Origin of the sequence: Arthrobacter sp. 18067 (assembly GCF_902706295.1) — a bacterium.
GTDB lineage: Bacteria > Actinomycetota > Actinomycetes > Actinomycetales > Micrococcaceae > Arthrobacter.
Window position 1 is genome coordinate 1 of record NZ_CACSJJ010000016.1, and the last position, 16284, is coordinate 16284.

At 63.7% G+C, this 16284-nt stretch carries 12 protein-coding genes and 1 pseudogene; 7 read left to right on the forward strand and 6 right to left on the reverse strand.

What is annotated here, in order from left to right; genetic code table 11:
* Positions 1-559 (reverse strand): annotated as a pseudogene (locus GVL04_RS24695) (HNH endonuclease); the annotation flags it as partial.
* A 217-nt stretch (positions 560-776) separates the two neighbouring features.
* On the opposite strand from GVL04_RS24695, the gene GVL04_RS24700 reads away from it, so the two are divergent.
* The 3 genes from GVL04_RS24700 to GVL04_RS15805 all read left to right on the forward strand — a co-directional run bounded on the left by GVL04_RS24700 (position 777) and on the right by GVL04_RS15805 (position 6575).
* Positions 777-986 (forward strand): hypothetical protein, encoded by a 210-nt coding sequence (locus GVL04_RS24700; RefSeq protein ID WP_235036320.1) that lies wholly within the window; start codon positions 777-779, stop codon positions 984-986.
* A gap of 196 nt (positions 987-1182) precedes the next feature.
* A complete protein-coding gene (locus GVL04_RS15800) occupies positions 1183-1830 on the forward strand; it encodes an HAD family hydrolase (protein WP_159706290.1) in 648 nt (215 codons plus the stop codon).
* Between the two features lie 413 nt (positions 1831-2243).
* The gene (locus tag GVL04_RS15805; RefSeq protein WP_159706292.1) at positions 2244-6575 is read left to right on the forward strand and encodes a hypothetical protein; all 4332 of its coding nucleotides are present in this window, start codon (positions 2244-2246) and stop codon (positions 6573-6575) included.
* A gap of 9 nt (positions 6576-6584) precedes the next feature.
* Here GVL04_RS15805 and GVL04_RS15810 read toward each other — a convergent pair whose 3' ends face one another.
* A complete protein-coding gene (locus tag GVL04_RS15810; protein ID WP_159706294.1) occupies positions 6585-7739 on the reverse strand; it encodes a LacI family DNA-binding transcriptional regulator in 1155 nt (384 codons plus the stop codon).
* Positions 7740-7987: 248 nt separating this feature from the next.
* On the opposite strand from GVL04_RS15810, the gene GVL04_RS15815 reads away from it, so the two are divergent.
* Complete coding sequence (locus GVL04_RS15815) at positions 7988-9016, forward strand: ROK family protein (protein ID WP_159706296.1); 1029 nt, start codon at positions 7988-7990, stop codon at positions 9014-9016.
* Positions 9013-9780: a response regulator gene (locus GVL04_RS15820; protein WP_159706298.1), complete on the forward strand. Its 768-nt coding sequence runs from the start codon at positions 9013-9015 to the stop codon at positions 9778-9780. Before GVL04_RS15815 ends, GVL04_RS15820 begins: the two co-directional genes overlap by 4 nt.
* 179 nt (positions 9781-9959) lie before the next feature.
* Here the strand turns inward: GVL04_RS15820 and GVL04_RS15825 are convergent, their stop codons facing one another.
* Positions 9960-10826, reverse strand: a complete 867-nt coding sequence (locus tag GVL04_RS15825) for a class II glutamine amidotransferase (protein ID WP_159706300.1) — start codon at positions 10824-10826, stop codon at positions 9960-9962.
* An 18-nt stretch (positions 10827-10844) separates the two neighbouring features.
* Positions 10845-12245: a glutamate decarboxylase gene (locus GVL04_RS15830; RefSeq protein ID WP_159706302.1), complete on the reverse strand. Its 1401-nt coding sequence runs from the start codon at positions 12243-12245 to the stop codon at positions 10845-10847.
* Positions 12246-12377: 132 nt separating this feature from the next.
* On the opposite strand from GVL04_RS15830, the gene GVL04_RS15835 reads away from it, so the two are divergent.
* A complete protein-coding gene (locus GVL04_RS15835) occupies positions 12378-12578 on the forward strand; it encodes a hypothetical protein (RefSeq protein ID WP_159706304.1) in 201 nt (66 codons plus the stop codon).
* Here the strand turns inward: GVL04_RS15835 and GVL04_RS15840 are convergent.
* Together GVL04_RS15840 and GVL04_RS15845 are read right to left on the reverse strand one after the other, a co-directional pair.
* Complete coding sequence (locus GVL04_RS15840; protein WP_159706306.1) at positions 12547-14406, reverse strand: glycoside hydrolase family 15 protein; 1860 nt, start codon at positions 14404-14406, stop codon at positions 12547-12549. The two genes, GVL04_RS15835 and GVL04_RS15840, sit on opposite strands and share 32 nt — an antisense overlap.
* 10 nt (positions 14407-14416) lie before the next feature.
* Positions 14417-15082: a TetR/AcrR family transcriptional regulator gene (locus GVL04_RS15845; protein WP_159706308.1), complete on the reverse strand. Its 666-nt coding sequence runs from the start codon at positions 15080-15082 to the stop codon at positions 14417-14419.
* 124 nt (positions 15083-15206) lie between these two features.
* Here GVL04_RS15845 and GVL04_RS15850 point away from each other — a divergent pair, with 124 nt between their 5' ends.
* Positions 15207-16259 carry an NAD(P)-dependent alcohol dehydrogenase gene (locus GVL04_RS15850; protein WP_159706310.1) on the forward strand — a complete coding sequence of 351 codons (1053 nt, stop codon included), beginning with the start codon at positions 15207-15209 and terminating at the stop codon, positions 16257-16259.
* Positions 16260-16284: the final 25 nt, after the last annotated feature.

A 16284-nucleotide genomic window follows, 5' to 3' on the forward strand; every position in this document is an offset into this window, starting at 1 on the left:
CCGCTGCGGCGAGGACTTCGCGGCGGGCCGGGATTTCCTGCCCGGTCATCCCGGTTTGGGGGAGGACATCCGGTGCCAGGGCGAGCCTGCGCCGGGCTTCCCCGATGCCGATCCGCAACCGCGCCCGAAGGAACTCCGCCGCGTTCCGGTACCCGTCATCCAGCACGCTCACCTTCGAAGTGGAGGCCGGCCCGCCGGAAACCGCGCCCGAAACGGAACCCGCTTCACAGTCGAAAACCGCGCCGCCAACGGAACCTGCTTCACTGTTGGAACCTGTTCCGCCAACGGTACCTGCCGCCGTCTCGGGGCCCAGCTCCGGCTCGTTCCAGCCGGTCCGCCACTCTGTCACCGCCGTTGACTTCCCGGGCTCGGAGTTTTGTGCTTCCTGGCGGGTCCGTTCCACGGCCTGGGCCGCGACGACCTGCACATACTCCAGCGCCCTAGCGATCTCCTCTACCCTGCCCGCAAAGTCCGCGGCCTCCATGAACCCGAACAGGCGCGCTTCCGAGGCCGAAGAGGAACGCAGGGACTCCACCGCCGCGGCGCTTATGTCGAGCACTCCCACTAGTCCCGGCGAGGCAATCGACCCGAAGCTCGGCCCAAGGCCAGCAGTGGAATCACAAGGCGCAGCAAAGCCACCATTGCATCCCGGCTCCTCCTCCTGTCGTAGTTCCACCGGTTCCTGTTGTAGTTCCACCGGCCGGGCATACGCGGGCACAGATTTCGCAGGCACGGGTTCCGGCTGCGGCGACTGCAGAAGTTGGACGTCGGGAGTCGTGAGCCCGGCAGGAATCACCGCCGAAGGGACCAACTCTGCAGCCAAGAACTCTGCTGACCTGGCCAAGGACTTTGGAGCCCGGTGGGCAGTATCCATGCCGGGAAGCAGCCCAGCGCCTGGGGACGGATCCGTGTGGGTGCCTACCGCCGTCGAACCCTTGAAATCCGCCAGCTGGGCAGCTACGCCCAAAGACCTCACGGACCGCTGACGCAGCAGCTCACTGGCGCGCGCCGAATTGGCCCGCCGTGTCACGATCTGCCCGGTGCTTCCCATAAGTAAACCCTGTCATGAGGGTCTGACATTCTTCGCCCTTTTTGGCGCTATGTGGATACCACGAGCTATGTGGAAAAGTGCCTGGACCATGGATGAGATTCATCGAACGAAATCATGGGTAGTCTGGGCGAATGCTGCTGCTCGTCGACCTGGACAACACCTTGGTGGACAGGGCAGGTGCCTTCAATAGCTGGGCGTCCGGGTTTGTCCGCTCGCTTGGGGGATCCGCCACTGAGACTTCGTGGCTCATTGCGGCAGACCGTGACGGCTACGAACCAAGGGAATCAGTGGCCCGTGCCATCGAGGAGCGTTTCGAAAGCGGCCTAGGGATTCAGACTCTGGTCCGGATTCTGCTTTTCGACCACGTAACCCAGATGACCGTGGACGCTGCCACAACCACTGCTCTCCAAAATGCCAGGGAGGCCGGATGGAAGATAGGCGTCGTTACCAACGGGACAACGGAGCAGCAGACGCGGAAGGTACGCGAAGTCGGCCTCGGCCCGTTCGTTGACTCAGTCGTCATTTCCGAGGCCGTTGGTGTGAAGAAGCCCGATGCCGAAATATTCCGCATCGCCGCCGGCCGCCTTGGCTCCAGTACGTCGGGCGGCTGGATGATTGGGGACCACCCCACGGCTGACATAGCGGGTGGCAGTGCGGCAGGACTGAAGACTGGCTGGGTATCCCGCGGCAGGAAATGGCCGGCAGTCCTGGCGGCCCCGGACCTGGCTGCCGCCACTGCAGCGGACGTGATCAACGCCGTCGTCCTGTCTGCCACATGAGCGCGCATACCTAACCGCCCAACATGTCTTCCAATGCCCATTCAAGAATCCTGAGCTCAAAAGGATCCGGTTCCTGGAGGCCGTGGATATAGGCGTCGAGTTCGAACAGGGGACATCGTAAAGATCGTTTCGATCGAATTGATAAACCCAGATATGCCAGAGAAGGCAAGGGAACTGAGCTATTCCGCAGACGAAAAGTGATCATATGATCACTTTGTTTTGATCTCGATCGTTTCAACGCTGTACGGTGACATGCACCTCGAATGTGATGCAGTTCACCCCCCACTGCAGGCTGTTCAGTCTCCGCGTCGACCACGCCACCCACCGTGTAATCCCACCGCGCAAAAGAACAGCCGAACGCTCGGGTAATCGCTCCGGACATCCGCCCCGGCGGACTCATCCCCAGGATAAATATGAAATCCCCACTCAAAACATTGCGACAGTTGGTAGCTGTTGCCGCCGTGCTGGCCGTTGGCTCAACCTTGACTGCGCCCCCGGCATCGGCGGACGACACCAATCTGACCGTGAACGGTTCATTTGAATCATTTGGCCCGTCCAGCCCCACGTCTTGGGGGACGTGGACGCCGGCTGGAACGGCCACCTACACAAAAGTGGCGGGTCGGGATGGCAGCGGCGCCGTTCAGATAGCCACCGGCACCACCGTCAGCCGCGGTTTCCTGGTCCAGGACGCTGCGCTGCCTACGTCCGCAAAGAAACTAAGGCTGACGTTCCTGCAGAAAAAGGGAACACTGACCGGTACAGGCAAGGCCGGCGTTCGGGTCACCTTCCCGGGCGCCCCGACGCAGTTCTTCGGGCTGGATGCGGCTGCCTCGTGGAGGCAAGTGACGGGCTACCTGGACGTTCCAACGGGAGCTTCCACTGTCCGCGTTGAGCCCATGGTCGATGGCCTTCAGGGCTCCATGCAGCTCGATGACCTCAGCCTCGCCGCCTACGATGCCGCCTCAAACCTGGCCACCAATGGGGGCTTCGAAACCTTCCCGGGCGCAGATCCGGACAATTGGAGCAGGTGGAACGCAGCAGGCACCGGATCCGTCGGCCGCATTGCCGGCTACGCGGGTGCCAATGCACTGCGAATCACCACGGATACTCCTACCAGCAGACTGGCCCTGGTGCAGGACATCACCCTGCCGTCCGGTGGCGGAACGTTTGCCGTGGACTTCTTCAACCGGATTCCTTCGATCACCGGCAACGGCAAGGCAGGCGTCAGGATCGACATCATGGACGGAGGCGGGGGATCGACCTTCATTGGCCGGAACACCCCCACGGACGGCTGGGAAAAGTCCTCAGGGCTGATCACGGTTCCCGCTGCAGCCACCAAGGTCCGGGTGCATGCCTTCAACGACGCGGTCCAGGGAACCATGGACCTCGACGAAATCCGCATCTCGCCGTCAGCGTCCGCGGCAGTTTTGTCGACGTCGACGACGGCGGCTGGAGACATCGGGCTCAACTGGACCATGGTTGCGCCCACCGGAACCCCTGCCGCCTTGGAGATTCACCGCGGACCCGGCGGTTCGCCGCTGGTGGTTGACGCGACTACGCTGATCCGCACGGTGCCTGCCAGCCTGGCCCGTGCAACAGACCAGGAATGGCTCCCGGCAACGGACTACAAGTACGTTGTGGTTGCCAAGGACTCTGCCGGCACCGAAGTGGCCCGGACCAACGAAGTCAGCCTCCGCTCACCCTCCTCCGACGCCACTGACACCAACTACCTCAGCGTGACGACGGAAGAGTCCGGCACGCACCTGGGGTGGAAGGCGGCCGGGGACGCGGCATTGCCGCTCAAAGTCGTAGCCCACTCCGAGCCCATCACGGCAGGCAACGTTTCAGCCGCGCACGACGCCGCCACCGGACTGGCCCGCTTTGGCGGAAGCACGACGGCGGACCAAGCCACCTACTTTGCGCTCACCGACGCCAATGGAGGCCTGCTGGCATCAGCATCCCGTGCCACACTGTCCCACCCCAGGATCGGGTTGAACACAGAGTCACTGGCGAAAATCCGCCGGCTCATCGACGTTCCGGGCACTCCCCAGCAGGCGTGGAACTCGGTTAAAGCCCGTGTGGACGCGGGGAGGGCTGCATTCCCCTCCACTCCAGACCGCTATGCGCGCGAAGCTGCGTTTGTTTTCCAGGTGACCGGGGACGCGCACTACGCCGACCTTGCCTACGAGGCTTTTACTGTTTCAGCTTCGGCAGCTCCGTTCACGGCAGAGCAGGAACTCAACACCGCAAACCCCGTTTCCCAACTTGCCCTCGCCTACGACTGGGCATACACCGGCTGGTCAGATGCGCAGCGAGCCTATGCGCAGGACTTCTTCCAGCGAACGTCCGTGTTCTTCGAGTTCGCCAACCACCCCAACTTGACGCTGCCGGACAAGGCCAGCAATTGGATCGCCGTCGTTCGAGGGGCGGAACTTGCCCAGCACCTCGCCGTGAGGGGCGACGCCGGTTATGGCATGCGCGACGCGCGAATCGGCAAGGTTGTTGACCAGTTGCGCCAGCACCTTGACGCCGCGCATACGGACCATGGCTGGTTCCAGGAAGGTCCCGACTACCTCGATTACACCGAAATGATGTCCCTGCCCGGAATCCTGGGCAGCTTCGATGCCGGCATCGAAGCTCTTCGTTCATCCTGGAACAGGCCAGAGACCGCCAATTTGCTCCTGCACACGGTATCGTTGCGGCAGCCCGCCAGCCGGCTCCAATGGGGAGTTGGGAACGCGACGTCGACGACTGCTTTCCCGCTCTACCTGAACCAAGCGGGGCCTGAAGAACTGGCACCAATGGTTGAACTGTTTGAGAGGACAGTCGGCCATCGTTCCGCAGCTCCGTCCTACTCGCCGGGTTTTATCACGCAGGGGCTGATCGACTGGCCTGAATCGTACGCTCCCGGCCAGGCGTATGACTCCACGAAGGTCTACCCGGCTGTCCTCGATGACGAAGCGGGAGCGTATACGTTCCGTAACCGTCTGACCGACGCAGACGACGTCCTCTTACAGCTCAACAACCGCAACCACAGCCACCTCGGCTGGTCCGGCTACGAAAGCTTCGGAATTTCCCTCATCAGCCATGATGCCAACTGGGCCCGGCAGCCAGGCAAGCACCAAACCAACGCCAACGAATACTCCCGCGTCCTTGTGGACAACAAGGCAACGCAGGCCATGGGCAAGGGTAAGACCCTCGGTTCGCATGCCTACGACGGTCAAGGAGGTGGCTATGTATCGCTGGACGGCAGTGGAAACTTCCAAATAGCCACCGCAACCAGGGAAGCATCCGTTGACCTGACGGACCGCGGCGACACCGAAGCCCTGATCGCTTTCCGTGACCGCTTCGCGGACGGCGCCGGCCACTCGTGGTCCTGGCAGCTTGCTCCAGAGCCCGGGATCACCGTGGATTACGAAAATGTGGGAAACAATCTCCAATTCACTTTCCACAAGGGTGATTCCTACCTTCGGGGCTGGCTCTTGAATGCCACCGGCGCCACGGCGGCGTTCACTGACGGCTCCTTCCGGATAACGCGAACGGGAACCAGCGCGGAATTCGACATCGTCCTGGCATTGGGCAAAGGAACCGCAGTCCCTGGCGCCGAGATAGCCGGGTCGCAGGTCAGCGTCGCCGGAACAAGCATCGACACAGCCAATTTGAGCGGACACCAGCCCGCTCCGTCGGCAAAAACGGCCCAGACCGTGAGCTTTGAGCCCCAGGCTGCCAAGACGTTCGGTGACGCGGACTTCACAGTCAGCGCCACGTCGTCGTCCAACCTGCCGGTGACCTTCGCCGGCAGCGGTGCCTGCTCGGTGGATGGTGTGGTGGTCCACCTGAACGGGGCGGGGGACTGCACCATCACTGCCGCCCAGGAGGGAGACGGGAAATTTGCGGCGGCTGAACCGGTAGCCCAAACATTCGCCGTTTCCAAGGGCGCCCAAACTGTCAGTTTCGCGCCGCTGCCAGCAAAGACCTTCGGGGACGCGGACTTCACGGTCAGCGCCACGTCGTCGTCGAACCTGCCGGTGACCTTTGCCGGCAGCGGTGCCTGCTCGGTGGATGGATCCACTGTCCACCTGGCGTCAGCGGGCTCCTGCACCATCACCGCTTCCCAAACCGGGGGAGCGGATTACATGGCCGCGCCGGCCATGGCAATGTCCTTCGACGTTCATACACCCGTGCTGGACGCCTTCGATCGGATCAACGGTCGCGTGGGTGGAACCTGGACGGGACAGAACGGTGTGGCCAACTTCGCCATCAAGGACAAATCGCTGCGGCCGGTAGTTGGGGGACCCCTCATCTGGAACGAGACCTTCGGACCGGACCAGGAAGCGTCCGTTACGTTCAAAGCCATCGGCGCCAACCCGGCGGCACAGGGCGTCCTGTTGAAGGCCCAGCCCGCCACTCCGGAGACCACCCAGTCAGTGCTCAACGGTGCCATCTCCGTGGTCTATGACGCCACTGCCAAGGCAGTGCGGGTCTCCACTCTGGGAACACCCAACGGGATCTGGCGTCCCTACTCCAATGTTGCGGCACCATTCCTGGCCGGCGATGTACTGACAGCCCGCTATGAGAAGGGTGTGGTGGCCGTCTTCCGAAACGGTGGCCTGGTGGCCACCGTGCCGCTCCGTGCCGAGGACGCGCAGTTCTTCGCCGGCAAGCCCGGCCGGATAGGGATTTGGTCCCTGCTCGCCGTGCAGGGTTCCCTCGACGATTTCCGGGGAGGGACGTTCAGCCGCTAGCCATGAAAGCTAAGGTGTTGGGGTCCCGGGTGCTGCTTCGGCCAACGGCTGGGCCGGTGCCAGGGACTCCAACGAGCCTTTCCGGGGTGGGGCTGTTGACTGGCGGATATGAAGCCGTGGGATGAGCTGAAGATGTTCGGTGGCCGTAGCCTCGCTGGCCAGGCGGGCAAAGTTGCCGCCCCGGGAGCCTCGCCTCAGCCGGCTCAAGAGCCGTTGGACGGCGCGATGGCCGACTTCGCTCTTCCACGGTGCGACGGCGGTGAGCTGTACGTGGGCGAGGCCGGCAATGACGTCGTCGTAGCCGGCCAGGGAGACATCGGTGGGGATCTCGATGCCGGCGTCTTCAAGCCACATCATGCATTTCACGGCCAACTGATCGTTGTGCACGAACACTGCCGTGGCACCATCCTTGACCGCCCGGATGAGTTCGTCCGCGGCATCGTCCGAGCCGGGGTTTCCTTCGCCGATGACAGCTACCGAGGTCAAGCCAGTGGATTCCACGGCTCCCATATAGCCGTCCCGGATGCGGTTCGAGTTGGGCCCCGAGATGGAAACGCAGGCGATCTTTTCGTGGCCCAGTTCAGCCAAGTGGCGAACAACCAGGGCCGCCCCCGCCGAGTGTGATGAGCTGACGGAGTCCAAAACCGAGGCGGCTCCGGACGGAGACACCGGCCGCTCCACCAAGACCACTGGAACGGGGAGGGAGACCAGCCACTTTTGTTGTTCGGCATCGAGTTCCCCTGTGGCGAAGTCAGGGGTGGGGGCGATGACAATTCCGTCCACGCCCTTGGTCGTCAGCCGGGTAACTTGATGCATTTCTGTGGACTTGTCGTAGTCCGAGACGCCTAGCACGAGCTTCGCCCCAGCGGCTCCGGCCGCTGCTTTGGCACCGTGGATGACGCCGTCGAAGTAGTAGTTGCTGTGCGGAACCACCATGCCGATGGTGAAGGGGCCGTCGTTGACGACAGGACCGGGGGACTTGGCTGGTTCCACGAAACCGTGGGTCCGGTGGACAAGGCCCCGTCCCGCGAGTTCCTCCAAGTCGCGCCGGATTGTCACAGCTGAGATGTTGAGCCGCGCCGCCAGGTCGTGGACCTGTTGGGTGCCCTCCCGCTCAACAATTGCCAGGATGTTCTGTCGTCGTTCTTCGACGCTGCGCCCCACAAGACCCCACTTCAAACAGTTGGCTGATCAAAACGATCATAATCCTCCAGCTCGCCCTAAGAGCCCGTGAGCGCCGACAAAGTCCAATTGTTGCCGCACCCTGAAATCCGGTGGACGCCATTAATTGATCGTCTTGAACGTATTGCGCATATGAACTTGACCATGGTCAGAGGCCATTCCACCATGTCACAGGGCCCCAGCGTCGCCCTGTTCATCCTGCCGCCGCAGGGAAGGAGATAGGTACAGCCATGATAGGAAGCCGCCTTTTCGGCCGTTCGAGCAATGCACCCGTTGGCCTGGCGATCGAGATCGGGGAAGCAGCAATCAGGGGCGCAGTGTTCGGCATGGACGGTGTTGCGCGGTTTCGCCGGTCCAGTCCCACCGGGCCGCCCGGCGATGGCGTGGTTCACAGGACCAAAGCCATTCTTCGGGCGCTTGCCACGGACGCGAGGGCAAACGGCCTGGTGCCGGTGGGCATAGGCATTGCCGGCCCGGGGACCATAGGAGCCGCGCCGCGTGGTGCCTGGACGCACACACCGCTGCCGTGGTCCCGCCTGTGGCTGGCCGATGCCTTTCGTGAGGATCTTGGGTTGCCGGTTGCCATCAACACCACCGTTGCCGCCATAGGCTTGGCGGAATCGTTTGCCGCCGTGCCGGGAGAACCCGGTATTACGGCCTTCGTTGAGCTGGGTCCCGGGGTTAGGGCCGCCATCTTCTCCGGCGGTCATCTGGTCCGTGGATCCACGGACGGGGCCGGCGAGTTGGGGCACCTGCCGGTGATGCCCGACGGCGAGTGGTGCCGTTGCGGGCAGCGAGGATGCCTTGAGGTCTACTTTTCCAGCAGGGGACTCGTTCGGCGTTACCGGGCGAGGGGAGGCGGCTCGACGTTTGCCCCCGCAGACATCGCCCGGCGCTGGGACGATGATCCCGTCTGCGGACTGGTCTGGAATGAAGGACTGCGGGCGTTCGCGCTGGGCTTGGCGGCGTTGACGCTCTTGGTTGATCCGGCTGCCATCATCCTCGGCGGCGGCCTATCGCGGTCTGCGCTGCGGCTTAGTGATTCACTCGAACCGCTGTTGGCCGAACTCCTGGCCTGGCGTGGAGTTCCAGCCATACGGCCCTCGCAACTGGGGCCGGGGGCCGCCCAGCTCGGAGCGGCGATCCTTGCCTTCCAGGCCGCTGGTTCTCCAAGCATCGGCACCGCGTGGGACCTGCACTCGACCTCCCGCGACGCTGCATCGAACCACAAGGATTCCGGCTGGGGCGGGGACCAATGAGTGGACTCGCGTACCACCGCTACGTTGTGGCAGCACCGAGAATCCAGGTTGACATCATCGAAGACCACGCAGTCCTCAGCGAGTGCCTCTCGGCCTGGATCGGCATGAAGGCGCCGGACATCGTCGTCGTGGGCCGTTTCGGCTCCTGGGCTGAGGCTTCGGCCGATCTCGATTCCCTGTCCGACGTGGTGGTGCTGGATATTCTCCTCGGCGACACCATTCCGCTGCAGGCAAAGATCAGGGTGTTGCTCGCGGCAGGATCCAGTGTGGTGGTCCTCAGCGCAGTTGCCGACGTCGCCGTCATTCGCCAGGTTCTCGACGCGGGCGCATCGGCCTACGTTTGCAAAACGGAGGCCATCCACACCCTGCTAGCAGCGATCAGGTCCGCGGCCCGCGGTGAACAACACACTCTGCCGCAGGTCACGCCCGGTTTGTCGCCCCTCAGGATACGGCTGACTGCCCGGGAACTTGAAGCCGCCACCCTCTACTTCACGGATGGAGGGGTCACAACTGCCGAGGTAGGAACGATCATGGGCGTCACGGTCCATACAGCAAAGAAGCTGCTGATGGCCGTGAACCAGAAGGCCAGGATCGGGGACGAACAACTGACACGCCTCGGTGTGCGTCAACGATTGATCGACGAAGGCCTGCTCATCATCGACTGCCGATGCCCGGACGGAGGGCCGTCAGTCTCTGCGGCCGCCGCCCGGTGTGCGGGCCCAGCTTCAGGAACGGCTGGTCACCAAGAAGGCGAATGTGTATAGCGTCGTTGTGCAGGCCATCGCAGTCAACGCCGCCCTCTGCCTCGCCGCAGCCCTGACCGTGGCGGTGTTACTCAAGCGCCCGGTTTCAGACTGACACCGCAGCAAGGCAACACGCGCACGACGGCGGCCGCTCGCCGTCGTGCGGTGCCCGCGTTTGGTGCGGGCTCCTGCAGCGGTGGTCAAGGCTGCTGGGACGCCGCCGCCGTCGGTTCAAGGTCGGCCAGACTGAGCAGCCGTGCAGGCGCATCCGGGAAGGACAGCGTGGAGTCCACCGCCAGATCCGGTCCCACGTGGACCAGTTCACCGGATTCCATGGCCCGCCAGCCGGGATTGTGGTCCATGGGCTCGGTGGCGAAAAGGACGTGCGGGGATCGGGACAGCTCGGTGCTTCGCGAATGGATCCGCTTGCTTCGGGCATCGAGTGGTGCTGCCGGATCCGGTGCAGCAGGGTTTCGCTTGAGCACGTACAACGCATGAGTGGCCGGGTATCTCAGCGCCCACATGTCTGTTGCCGTGGTCAGGATGAAGTTGAGGCTGAACACCGGCAATTCCCGGGCGATCCAGCCGATGGCTTGGGTGATGCCCTCGCCGACGTCCCCGCCGGCGCGGCGGGTTTCTGCCGTGATGAGCGCGAAAAGGCGCTCGCTGTCCGATTGGCCCAGCACCAGGTCCATCACGCCGAGTTCAGTGAGGCGCTGATCGAGTTGCCCAAGCCCGTGGAGAACGCCGTTGTGCGCAAACAGCCGGCCATCCTGCTCGAACGGGTGCGTGTTGACCATGGTGAGCGCACCGGTGCTGGCGTACCGCACATGGGCAAGGAAGGTGGTGCTCTTCAGGTCGCGGGCTTCGCGGGCGAAGGCGTGGTCCTCCCACGCGGCCAAAGGCTGCTTGGCCACATGCGCCTTGCCGGCCGCATCAAAGGTCCCTATGCCAGCGCCGTCAGGCTCGCGCCGGCTCTGAACGGACAGGCTGTCCGGGGCGTCCAGGAGCCAGAACGTGGCGCGGACCGGCCGTGGACCGGCGTGCAGTCCGAAGAGTCGGCACATGGAGGTCTCCTTTCCAAGTCAGTGGTGGAAGCCCTCGGCCTGCTTGTCCGTGGGCATCGGTGCAGTGAGGCTGTCGAGGTAGTCCACTTCCTTCTTGAGGTCGGCCAGGAAACTGGACGCGAGATCGCGCGTGAAACCGTTGCGGACCACGATCCTTTGCACCGTGACCTCGCTCAACCCGTCAGGCAGGGGATAGGCCGGAACAAGCCACCCATTCATGCGCAGGCGCTCGGATAAATGGTGGAGATTCCAGTGCTCCGTGTGGCCGTCGGTGAGCTGCCACGCGAACACAGGGATGTCGGAACCATCGCTCCATAGGGTGAACGCATCCATGGCTCCAATCTCGCTGGAAAGATAGAGCGCGACGTCCCGGGACGTAGCTTGGACGGACCTGTAGCCGGCAAAGCCGAGACGGAGAAAGAGGTAATACTGCAGCAGGACCTGGGCGCCGGGCCGTGAGAAGTTCAGCGCAAAGGTTGGCATGTCCCCGCCGAGATAGCTGACGTGGAAGATCAGGTCCTCGGGGAGTGCCGCCGCGTCCCGCCACACCACCCATCCGAGGCCGGGATACACCAGTCCGTATTTGTGGCCGGAGGTGTTGATCGAGGCTACGCGCGGGAGCCGGAAATCCCACGCTGTTTCAGGTTGCAGGAAGGGGGCCACCATAGCTCCGGAAGCACCGTCCACGTGGATCGGGACGTCCAAGCCGCGGCGTGCCTGGATGTCGTCCAACGCCTTGGAGATCAGCTCCACGGGTTCATACAGTCCGGTGTAGGTCACGCCCAGGATAGCCACAACGCCGATGGTGTTCCCGTCCACGTAGTGGTCCAGGTCGTGGCCGTCCAGCGTGGGATGTTCGGCGGAGACAGGGACGAAACGAGGCTCCACGTCCCAGTAGTTGCAGAATTTCTCCCAGCACACCTGGACCGCGGAGCTCAGGACGAGGTTGGGTTTCTCCGTGGACTCACCTGCGGCCCGCCGGGCATGTTGCCAGCGCCGCTTCAAGGCCAGCCCTCCCAGCATGCAGGCTTCGGAGGAACCGATGGTGGAGGTGCCGATGCTCTTCTCCGGGTCCGGCGCATTCCACAAATCCGCCAGCATCCGCCAACACCGGGTTTCGATGAGCGCCGTTTGGGGGTACTCGTCTTTGTCGATCATGTTCTTGTCGAACGTCTCGGCATAGAGCTTCGCTGCTTCGGACTCCATCCACGTCCCGACGAACGTGGCCAGGTTCAGCCGGGAGTTCCCGTCGAGCATGGCTTCGTCATGGACAACCTGGTACGCCGTGGCCGGGAGGGATTCGCCGTCCGGCATGGTGAAGCGGGGAAAGATGGTGGATTCTCCGGGCCTGCTGAACAGGGGGTTGAGTTCGACGGCGGTGTCCGGTTGGTGGTGTGACGCGCGGTGGGATCTGCTCATGGGCCAGCTCCTTGGAATTGTTCGTTCGCAGTGGGGCAACCTGTCTGGGGCTCACGCTACCCGCCGGGGGCCAGCCACCCAAGCAAGCAATTGCCGCTATCGCAAAAGCACTGGCGATGGGACGATTTCCTTATGGGCGAACAAGAGAATGTGCAGCCCGCTGCGCCGTCAGGCGGAGCGTTGGAGGACAGGGGAGACCCCACAACCCAGCAGATGCGGACCATCGGCCAGCGGCGGCGTGAGGCCGAGCGCAAGCTGGACCTTCACCTGGAAGAAGCGAGCCATAAAGGCGAAACGCCTCCTAACGAAGGCGAGGATCATTCCGAAGGCTAGAGCCGCCCGATTGCCCCGGGTGTTTGGGGCGGCCGAGCGGAGTATCGCTCTTGTGGGCCTCTCCGTGGTGCAACTGCAGCGCGCTGTGGATGAGGGGGAAGTGGCTGAAAGCCTGCGGGGTGTTGCCGAGCTGGCGCTGGGTTCGGGGGTCCCACTCCTCGCTCAGCAAACCAACGTCGTTGCGCAGGGTGAGCAGCCGCTCGAAAAGGCCGGTTGCCTCGGTTGACCGGCCAATGCCCAGCAGGGCATCCACCAACCAGAAGGAGCAGGCAAGGAACACGCCTTCGTCGCCGGGGAGTCCGTCATGGCCGGACTGGGTCCGGTACCGCATGACCAAGCCGTCGTCGGTCAGCCCTTTTTGGATGGCATCCACCGTTCCGGCGACCCGTGGATGCCGATGGGGAAGGAACCCGACGCGCGGGATCAGGAGCAAGCTCGCGTCCAATTCCTTGCTGCCGTAGGCCTGGACAAAGCTGTTGAGATCCTCGTCGAATCCCTTGGTCATGACGTCGTTGTGGATTTCGCTGCGGAGGGCGGCCCATCTGTCGGCCGGGCCCGGGAGCCCGGAGCTTCGGACGCCCTTGACCATGCGGTCGGCAGCCACCCATGCCATGACCTTGGAGTGCGTGAAATGCTGCCGCGGCCCGCGTACTTCCCATAGCCCGTTGTCCGGCTGGTCCCAGGCTCCTTCGAGGTACTCCATCAGGGCGACCTGGATGTCCCAGGAGTTGTCCACGATGCCTTCCGCAGCTGCCGCCCGCGTGAGGGAGAGACCATCCAGGACCTCGCCCCACACATCCAGTTGCAGCTGCGGTGCCGCGGCGTTGCCCGTGCGGACCGGTTGTGAACCTTCGTAACCCGACAGCCACGGGATCTCTGCCTCCGGAAGTCTCCTGGCGCCGTCGAGCCCGTACACAATCTGGAGTTCCGATGGGTCGCCGGCGATAGCGCGCAGCAACCAGTCCCGCCACGCGGACGCCTCCTCCGTGTAGCCGGCCGCCAACAGGGATTGCAGGGTCAGTGTGGCGTCCCGCAGCCAGCAGTAGCGGTAGTCCCAGTTGCGCGGGCCGCCGATTTGCTCCGGAAGGGAGGTGGTTGCGGCGGCCACGATGCCCCCGGTAGGCGCATACGTCAGCGCTTTGAGGGTGATCAGCGACCGCTCGACAGGTTCCTTGTACTTGCCCTTAATCTCGCTGCGTGCGATCCATTCCAACCAGAACGATTCCGTGGCTTCAAGCGCCCGCAGGGGATCGATTCGGCGCGGTTCACGTTGGTGGCTTGGCGCCCAGCGCAGAACGAAAGGGACCCGTTCTCCCGCGCGGACGGTGAAGTTGCTGAACGTTCGTTTGTCCCGGCCGACCAGAGGAGCATGCGTGGTGAGGTAGGCGGAATCCGGTCCGGCTACGGCGCTGATTCCATGGTTGCTGTGCCGGACCCAGGGCACTACGCTTCCGTAGTCGAAGCGCAGGACCAGCTCCATGTGCATGTCCACCTCGCCGGAAATGCCCTCCACGATCCGCACCAGGTCCACGGCGTCATCGCGGACCGGCATAAAGTCGATGACCCGGACAGCGCCGCCGTCCACTTCCCATTCCGTTTCCAGGATGAGGGTGTCCTCACGGTAGTGGCGCCGGGTGCTGTTGCCGCCGTCGGGTGTGCCGGCAGGAGCCAGGAGCCAGCGGCCGGCGTCGGGCGTGTGGAGCAAGGACGCGAAGCAGGCAGGAGAGTCGAACCGTGGCAGGCACATCCAGTCGATGGACCCGCTCCGCCCCACCAAGGCGGCGGTGTTCAAGTCCCCGATGATCGCGTAGTCCTCAATCCTGGCCATGGATCAGATCCTAGTCCGCGTTCCCTGCCAGGCGGCTGAGGCCGTCAAGGATGAGGTCCAGGCCGAACCCGAATTCGTCGCCAAAGTCGTAGCCGGGTTTGAGGACATGTTCGACGGCGATCTCCACCATGCGCGGATACTCACCGGTGGCGAAGCGTTCCATGATGGGGTTGGTGATCTCGGCCGCGGTGTCGCGGCCTTCGAAAGGAAGGGCAGCTTCCTGGACGGCGAAGCCGTAGATGTAGCTGTCCAGGAGGGCGTAGGCGTGGGCGGTCAGCTGCACGGAAAAGCCCGCCGCCCTTAGCGTCGCAAGCGTTGCTTCGTGGTGCTTGAGGGTTGCCGGGCCGGGCGCTGTCCGGCTTTCCAGCAGCCCGACGGCCCAAGGGTGGCGCCTGAGCGTAGATCTCATGCGGTGGGCCCGCAGCTGCATCTGCTCGCGCCAGTTTCCTTCGGGCGCCGGCAGTTCGATTTCGCTGAAGACCATGTCCACGATGCCATCCAGGATCTCGTCCTTGTTGGCCACGTAGTAGTACAGCGACATGGGTTTGGTTCCCATGCTCTGGGCGAGCGTGCGGATTGTCAGTCCCGCTATGCCCGACTCGTCGGCGAGTGCAACGGCGCATTCAAGCACTCGATCCCGGCTGAGGGGGAGTCGCTGGGATGCTGCGGGGGACACGGGACTCCTCGGGTTCAGGGCTGGGCCTCTAGCAGTTTAGTACAGTGTACGGTAATCTCATTGGTACAACGTACGAAAAGCTGTAAACCCAGTACCAGCCCCACAATTTCTGAAAGGTCCGGCCATGACCACTGGTCAGCAAGCCAAGGAATCACGTCGCCACAAGGATCAGGCGTTGCCCGGTCCAACCATGCGGGCCATCGTGCAGGAGGGCTATGGTCCTGCCGATGTCCTCCATGAAGCACAGGTCCCACGGCCCGCCATCGCAGAGAACGAGGTGCTGGTGAAAGTCCATGCCGCCGGGCTCGATCGCGGTACCTGGCACGTCACGACGGGCCTGCCGTATGCGTTGCGCCTGGTCTACGGGTTCAAGGCCCCGAAGAACCCTGTTCCCGGGATGGACCTCGCTGGCACCGTGGAGGCCGTCGGCGCGAAAGTAACCCGCTTCGCCGCAGGCGACCAGGTCTTCGGGTCAGGGAAGGGGACCTTCGCCGAGTACTCCGCTGCCCGCGAAAGCCAGTTGGCCCACAAGCCGGAAAACATCAGCTACGAGCAGGCGGCAGTGGTGCCGGTATCCGCCTGCGCCGCCCTGATCGCCTTGCGTGCGGGCGGCATCGACCCCGGCCGCGGCCCGTCATCGCAGGGGGTCAAAGTCCTGGTCACCGGAGCCTCAGGCGGAGTGGGCAGCTACGCGGTGCAGTTCGCCAAGGCGGCCGGCGCTGAAGTCACCGGAGTGGCCAGTACGGCGAAGGTGGACATGGTGAGTTCCCTTGGCGCCGATCATGTCATCGACTACACCAAGCAGGACTTCGCTGACGGATCAGTGCTGTACGACGTCATCATCGACATCGCGGGCAACCCCTCGGTTTCGCGTCTCCGCCGCTCACTCGCGCCTTCCGGGACCGCAGTGATCACCGGTGGCGAGGAAGGCGGCACATGGACGGGAAGTATGGATAGGCAACTGCGGGCAGCAGCTCTCTCGCCATTCATCCGGCAGCGGCTCACCATGATTGTGGGCACGCAGAAGGCCGCGGATCTTGAGTTCCTTGCCGGCCTTCTTGAAGCCGGAACCATCACTCCGGCCATCCACCGCACCTATCCCCTGGCGCAGGTCCCCGAAGCCATGCGTTACTTCGATGCAGGCAACGTGCGTGGCAAGGTGGCCATCACCATCTGAGGCGCACCGCGCCCAAGGCAAGGAA

Excerpts from the sequence above, each read along its gene's own strand:
- GVL04_RS15820 (WP_159706298.1), top strand. The coding sequence starts at position 9,013 with ATGAGTGGACTCGCGTACCACCGCTACGTTGTGGCAGCACCGAGAATC.
- GVL04_RS15835 (WP_159706304.1), top strand. The coding sequence starts at position 12,378 with ATGGGCGAACAAGAGAATGTGCAGCCCGCTGCGCCGTCAGGCGGAGCG.
- GVL04_RS15830 (WP_159706302.1), bottom strand. The coding sequence starts at position 12,245 with ATGAGCAGATCCCACCGCGCGTCACACCACCAACCGGACACCGCCGTC.
- GVL04_RS15800 (WP_159706290.1), top strand. The coding sequence starts at position 1,183 with ATGCTGCTGCTCGTCGACCTGGACAACACCTTGGTGGACAGGGCAGGT.
- GVL04_RS15805 (WP_159706292.1), top strand. The coding sequence starts at position 2,244 with ATGAAATCCCCACTCAAAACATTGCGACAGTTGGTAGCTGTTGCCGCC.
- GVL04_RS15850 (WP_159706310.1), top strand. The coding sequence starts at position 15,207 with ATGACCACTGGTCAGCAAGCCAAGGAATCACGTCGCCACAAGGATCAG.
- GVL04_RS15825 (WP_159706300.1), bottom strand. The coding sequence starts at position 10,826 with ATGTGCCGACTCTTCGGACTGCACGCCGGTCCACGGCCGGTCCGCGCC.
- GVL04_RS15840 (WP_159706306.1), bottom strand. The coding sequence starts at position 14,406 with ATGGCCAGGATTGAGGACTACGCGATCATCGGGGACTTGAACACCGCC.
- GVL04_RS15815 (WP_159706296.1), top strand. The coding sequence starts at position 7,988 with ATGATAGGAAGCCGCCTTTTCGGCCGTTCGAGCAATGCACCCGTTGGC.